Origin of the sequence: Shewanella sp., from assembly GCF_013214165.1 — a bacterium.
In the GTDB taxonomy this organism is placed as follows: domain Bacteria; phylum Pseudomonadota; class Gammaproteobacteria; order Enterobacterales; family Shewanellaceae; genus Shewanella.
Genome location: NZ_JABSSM010000168.1, coordinates 1 through 2,644 on the forward strand (window position 1 = coordinate 1; position 2,644 = coordinate 2,644).

The following is a 2,644-nucleotide window of genomic DNA, read 5'->3' on the forward strand; positions in this document are numbered from 1 at the left end:
AAACTAACCTGACTTCTTCTTGGACGCGGCATAACAACCTCTCATTTAAGCTCATCATTTAAGCTCATCATTTAAGCTTAGTAGGAAGCGTGAACATCTGCCGCTGAATGTGGATGGCACCGTTAATGGGTTATTGGTTGGTTGTTGAATGTGGATGGCACCGTTAATGGGTTCTGAATGTGGATGGCACCGTTAATGGGTTTTAGAAGCAATGATTGAAACTATCAGCGAGCCACATTAATGCGGGGCCTCTCGCCTTTTGTTTTGCCAACACGCGATCAATCGGTACTCGCCATGGCTTATGATCAAAGCTTAAATTCATTCGCACCATCTCACCCTGCTGCTCATACTGCTTCGCCATATGGACAGGAATATAGCTCCATCCCAGCCCCTCCTTCACCATAGTGTTAATCGCATTAAAGCTGTTGCCCCACCAGATATGTGAAGAAATATGAGGGCAGTGCGCCAATTCCTGACCATCAAGGCCACGGATCAACAATTGACGCTGCGGGATTAAATCTGCAGCAGTGACTATATCCATTTTTGCCAGCGGATGCGCTGGGCTCACGACGCCATTGAACGGCAAGCTACCGACGTAACATAAGTCCACTTCTTGGGGAAGATCACTACTCGCAAACATCAAGCCTAAATCGGCTCGGCCCGAGTGTACTAGCGCTATCACATCTGGGGTTGCAACTGCGCAAAGCTCTAAGATAGTGGCAGGGAAACGCAGAGAAAAATCATTAAGAATACTGGTTGTCATAGGCAGTAATGCATCATCCACCGCCATTTTTATATGTGTTTCATGGGATGAATTTAGCGCACAGTTAACAGAATCAAGCTCGTAAGTTTGTTGCAGGATAGCTTGAGCAAACGGTAATAACCTCTCCCCGTGGGGGGTTAACGATGGTTTACGACTGGTCCGATCAAACAGCTTGGTATTGAGGTCTATTTCGAGATTTGCTATTCCCTGACTCACGGCTGACTGCACTTTTCCCAACTGACGAGCACATGCCGAAAATGACCCTGTTCGTGCTGTCTCGACGAACATTCTCAGCTGCTCTAAATTATACATATCACTTTTCCTGATAGTAACTAACTATCTTCTTGCGTAAATAATGATGATTATAGCAAGCCTGAGTCACTGAGCAACTTAAATGAGACTGACCATGAAGACAAAAGAACGTATTTTTCACAGTGTATTATTCGAAGCTATAGCCTTAGTCTTTGTGATGGCTGCAGCGACAATCTTCACCGATGCTGGGGCAAAATCGGTGACGGGATTAGCTATTGGTCTGTCATTAATTGCCATGTGTTGGAATTACGTTTACAACTTAGGCTTTGACCGAATATTCGGACATAATCGCATTGAACGTTCATTTAAAATGCGCTTAAATCATGGATTAGGTTTTGAGTTAGGCATGATGTTTGCCACGCTCCCCTTCATGATGTGGGTACTGCAGCTAGATTTCTGGACAGTATTGGTCATGGACCTAGCGGTTATCTTTTTCTTCCTGATCTACTCGATTGCCTACAACTGGTGTTATGACCTAATCCGTGAACGTATCATGGCTAACAGAACAGAAATGAGCAGTGAGCAGTGAGCTCCAGCGATAAAATGACCATAGGACATAACCAGCATAGCTGTGTTTATTACCCATTTTTCACCATCTTATCTGCCTCCGCACATAATGAAAAATCACATCGAAACCTGTTCATTAATCATATCGACAAAGAAAGATTTTAGCGCTTGCTTACTCTCATCGTCTAATGATTGACCATTTTTGTCAGAGACAAGAAATACATTGTCGACTTGCTCACCTACCGTGGTTATTTTGGCAGAGTGAATATTGAGTTCAAACAGCCTGAAACCGTTACAGAAGTGACTCATAAATTGTGGATTATCGAGTGCCGTAACGCTGATAAGCGTTCTATCTTTTTTACGAGAGTGCAAGAACTCGACTTTGGCCTCGCTGACGAAAGAGCCAATGTTGCTATTAAGGCGTTGTTTAGGCACTTTTCTATTTTCAAACAAGACTTGTTTCAGCCTTTTCTTGATGCGCTCACGTCGCCCTGCGGTTCTTATTGGGTGATGGTCATAATCCAATATTTTTAAAGACTCCACCACATAACCATCTTTTGTCCTAGAGATATTAGCCTGTTGAACCGAGATTTGTAGTGAGGCTAAGGTATTAAATAGTGTCACAAACAGTCCGGGTTTATCCTTCATATAAACGAACAGATCACTACTACCTTTGGTGCTGCTTTCATCGAGTAAAATAAGTGCGTGCTCAGTGGGATATTGCATCATGGCTTGAGAGTAACGAGCGATATCACTGGGTTGAGCGTTGCTGAAAAATGATAGCGGTAAGCGTTTCCAAAGTTGTTTAATCACATCAGGCGTTTCACTCATCCCCATCAGCTCAAGCGCTTCATTTTTGTGCTCACGGACGATAGTTCTTTGCTCTAACACATTTTCTAAGCCATTACGCAGTGCATAACTAATCGACAAATAGAGATCTCGAAGTAAGCTTGCCTTCCAATTGGTCCACAGAACATCATTTGTTGCCTTAATGTCGGCAACCGTTAAACAATACAGAGCATCGAGTCTGGCTTTAGTGCCTATCGCTTTAGCAAGATTCTT

The 2,644-nt window shown here is 43.5% G+C and carries 3 protein-coding genes; 1 reads left to right on the forward strand and 2 read right to left on the reverse strand.

All coding sequences use genetic code 11. The annotated features are described in order from the left end of the window. Nucleotides 1–202: 202 nt before the first annotated feature. Nucleotides 203–1,075 carry a LysR family transcriptional regulator gene (locus HRU42_RS20925; RefSeq protein WP_295034006.1) on the reverse strand — a complete coding sequence of 291 codons (873 nt, stop codon included), beginning with the start codon at nt 1,073–1,075 and terminating at the stop codon, nt 203–205. 94 nt (nt 1,076–1,169) lie between these two features. On the opposite strand from HRU42_RS20925, the gene HRU42_RS20930 reads away from it, so the two are divergent. Further along, the gene (locus HRU42_RS20930; protein ID WP_295034007.1) at nt 1,170–1,604 is read left to right on the forward strand and encodes a PACE efflux transporter; all 435 of its coding nucleotides are present in this window, start codon (nt 1,170–1,172) and stop codon (nt 1,602–1,604) included. Nucleotides 1,605–1,699: 95 nt separating this feature from the next. Here HRU42_RS20930 and HRU42_RS20935 read toward each other — a convergent pair. After that, on the reverse strand, nt 1,700–2,644 hold a 945-nt coding region (locus HRU42_RS20935), incomplete at its 5' end, for an ACT domain-containing protein (RefSeq protein WP_295034009.1).